4 protein-coding genes are annotated in these 3,138 nt (G+C 48.6%); 3 read left to right on the top strand and 1 reads right to left on the bottom strand.

Annotation, left to right across the window (positions count from 1 at the left end):
- The first annotated feature begins 22 nt into the window (after positions 1 to 22).
- The 3 genes from H6F50_RS07255 to murQ all read left to right on the top strand — a co-directional run bounded on the left by H6F50_RS07255 (position 23) and on the right by murQ (position 2,364).
- Positions 23 to 730 carry a M15 family metallopeptidase gene (locus H6F50_RS07255; protein ID WP_190427958.1) on the top strand — a complete coding sequence of 236 codons (708 nt, stop codon included), beginning with the start codon at positions 23 to 25 and terminating at the stop codon, positions 728 to 730.
- Between the two features lie 227 nt (positions 731 to 957).
- Positions 958 to 1,350, top strand: coding sequence for a DUF3110 domain-containing protein (locus H6F50_RS07250; protein WP_190410303.1), 393 nt, complete (start codon positions 958 to 960; stop codon positions 1,348 to 1,350).
- Positions 1,351 to 1,434: 84 nt separating this feature from the next.
- The gene (gene murQ / locus H6F50_RS07245; protein WP_190410302.1) at positions 1,435 to 2,364 is read left to right on the top strand and encodes an N-acetylmuramic acid 6-phosphate etherase; all 930 of its coding nucleotides are present in this window, start codon (positions 1,435 to 1,437) and stop codon (positions 2,362 to 2,364) included.
- Between the two features lie 102 nt (positions 2,365 to 2,466).
- Here murQ and H6F50_RS07240 read toward each other — a convergent pair.
- A partial coding sequence (locus H6F50_RS07240; protein ID WP_190427955.1) for an EAL domain-containing protein occupies positions 2,467 to 3,138 on the bottom strand: 672 nt, incomplete at its 5' end.

Here is a 3,138-nt window from a genome sequence, read left to right as displayed (position 1 = left end):
GGTCAGTCTGAAAGAGCGGAATATGAAACCTTATCAGCAGATTGTAATTGTAGAGTGTGGTGAGCCGCTCACTGCCATTCCTTTGGAACAATTTGCGGTTGTCTCTCCCCATCCTTATGAAAAATTGGGTGCGACTTATGGCGATCGCTCACCTTATTATCTCCGTCAGGGTGTCCTCGAATCCCTAATTGCCGCCCAACACCAGTTAGCTGTCACGAATCCAGATTGGCGGATCGATCTCTTTGATGCCTTTCGACCCGTGGAAGTCCAGCAATTCATGGTAGATTACACCTTTGCTGAAGTGGTTCAGGCTCAAGGTTTAAACTTGATTGAGTTAACAGAAGCTCAGCGTCAAGCAATTTGGGAGATAGTTTATCAATTTTGGGCACCCCCCAACCTCGATCCAGCAATGCCACCGCCTCACAGTACGGGGGCTGCGGTGGATATCACCTTAGTAGACAATACTGGCAAGACGATAGATATGGGGGGAGAAATTGATGAAATATCAGCGCGATCGCATCCCGATTATTATGCCAATAGCACCCAGGCAGTCGAACAGCAGTATCATTTTCACCGGCAGCTATTAAATGATGTCATGCTCCAAGCTGGGTTTCGCCGTCATCCCAACGAGTGGTGGCATTTCTGCTTGGGCGATCAGATGTGGGCGTGGTTATGCAATCAAGAAAATCTCCATCATCCTGTGACTGCCCGTTACGGTCGAGTTGCTTGAGCTAGGAAAGGATATCTATGGCGAGCTGAAATGTCTTAACATCTATTGGTTGGGGGTAATTTAGCTTTTTTGCTGATTTCCTCGCAATTTCATTTGAATCTTCTCTCTTGAATTTCTCTTTCCTCAGTCTTTATTGCTCCGCATCGCTAGCTAGCAAAGGAAGAGCAACTAGACGTGATATCAGGGAAGCCAGTTAGATATCCTAAGTTAAGAATGGATAAAAAACGATGACTACATCTAGGCGCGTATTCGTTTTAATATTTAATCCTCGGACTGACAACGAGGGGATTCACTCGATTCAGATTGGCGATCGCAACTGGATACTCATGTTTGAATCAGAAGACGATGCGACTCGCTATGCGATGCTGCTAGAAGCCCAAGATTTTCTCAGTCCCAGTGTTGAAGCCATCGATGCAGAGGAAGTCGAGGCATTTTGCGAGGGTGCAGGTTATGAGTGCAAGCTAATTCCGGAGGGATTTGTTCCCGAAGGAGATGCGGAACGTCTTTTTCTGGTTCCGCCAGAAACGAATCTGGAGGAAACAGACTGGAAACCAGATGCTCCGCAAGCAGAAGTTTCCGATCTAGACAGAATTCGCCGTCAATTAGAAGGACTGTTATGAAAGGATCGAGGATGTTAGCGATCGCGTAACCCATAGCGGCGCTTTCTTGGCAGGATGAACGATAAAAAAAATGAAGGATCGAGGATGAAGAATCTGGAGGAGCGGGGACATCTTTTAACAGAACAGGTTAATCCCAATAGCCAGAATCTCGACCAGATGAGTTCTCTGGAATTGGTAGATTTGTTCAATCAGGAAGATGCTCAGACGCTAGCAGCGATCGCAATCGCCAGAACTCAGCTCGCTGAAGCAATCGATAAGACGGCTGAGGCGTTACGTCATGGGGGACGCCTGTTTTATGTGGGAGCTGGGACGAGCGGGCGTCTGGGCGTCTTGGATGCAGCCGAGTGCCCGCCCACCTTTTGTACGCCGCCAGAACTGGTACAAGGGATTATCGCCGGGGGTGCGGGGGCGTTAATCCGCAGCTCAGAAGATTTAGAAGACAAAGATGAAGACGGGGCATCTGCGATCGCAACTCGGCAGATTACCCATCTCGATGTCGTTGTCGGCATCACCGCCGGGGGAACAACACCGTTTGTCCACGGTGCAATCCAAGCGGCACGTCAGCGAGGTGCAACCACGATTTTGATTGCCTGTGTCCCAGCCGAACAAGTTACCATCGATGCAGATTTAGATATTCGCCTAATTGTAGGGCCAGAAGTAGTGGCAGGCTCGACGCGACTGAAATCCGGAACCGTCACTAAAATGGCTTTAAATATCCTCTCCACCGGCGTGATGGTGAAGCTGGGCAAAGTCTACGGCAATCGCATGGTAGATGTCGCCGTTACTAATAAAAAATTGCACGATCGCGCCCTGCGAATGCTGCAAGACCTCACGGATTTAAATCGAGAAGACGCTGGATATTTGCTGGAGCAAAGTGGGCGTTCTGTCAAGTTAGCGTTGTTGATGCATTGGACGGGTTTGGAGAAGCAAGAAGGCGATCGCCTCCTTGCAGAACACAAAGGTAATCTCAGAGCAGCTGTTTCCAGCTACAACCACCCCAGCGACTCTCCCTAAATTTGAGATTTGAGATGTTGGAATTCTATTTCAACTCTCAAATTTTTCCCAGTTTCAACGGCTGATATTGCCTTGCCGATTTGAGGCAATTTTTGATTTTTATCACCACTGCGGCTGTGCTGCCAATAACGCCTCAGCTGCCGGTGCATCTACCGGCTTAGAAAAAAAGTATCCCTGTCCGTATTCACATTGCAGCCGCTTGAGCTGAAGCATCTGCTCTGCGGTTTCGATACCTTCGGCAACCACATCCATCCCCAGATTGTGAGCCAGCGTCATAATTGTCTGGACAATTTCCCAGCGATTTTCCTCATCTCCCATGCCGCTAATAAAGGAGCGGTCAATTTTCAAGGTATCAATGGGTAAGCAATGCAGACGCCCCAAGGAAGAATAGCCGGTGCCAAAGTCGTCAATTCCCACTTTCACTCCCAAGGCTCTGAGCTGCTCAAGCATAGCGGTTACGGCATCGGCATCTTCTAGCAAGCAAGTTTCAGTAATCTCTAGCTTTAGACTGCGAGTTTCCAAACCAGTCTCCCGAACAATTCGATCGATCTGCTGAACCATGTCAGATTGGGCAAACTGCATCGCAGAAAGATTTACGCCAATTGTTAATTGTTCATAGTTGGATGTTGAGGGTTCGCTATTCTGAACGAATCGCTCTTGCCAAGCCCGCATCTGGCAGCAGGCTTCGCGTAATACCCACCAATCCAGTTGCGCCATTAGTCCGGTTTCTTCTGCAACGGGAATAAACTCAAGCGGGGAAACTAATCCTCTCTT

Origin of the sequence: Coleofasciculus sp. FACHB-712, from assembly GCF_014695635.1 — a bacterium.
In the GTDB taxonomy this organism is placed as follows: domain Bacteria; phylum Cyanobacteriota; class Cyanobacteriia; order Cyanobacteriales; family FACHB-T130; genus FACHB-T130.
The sequence above is the reverse complement of the archived record's forward strand: the minus strand, read 5'-3'. Positions and strand labels throughout refer to the sequence as shown.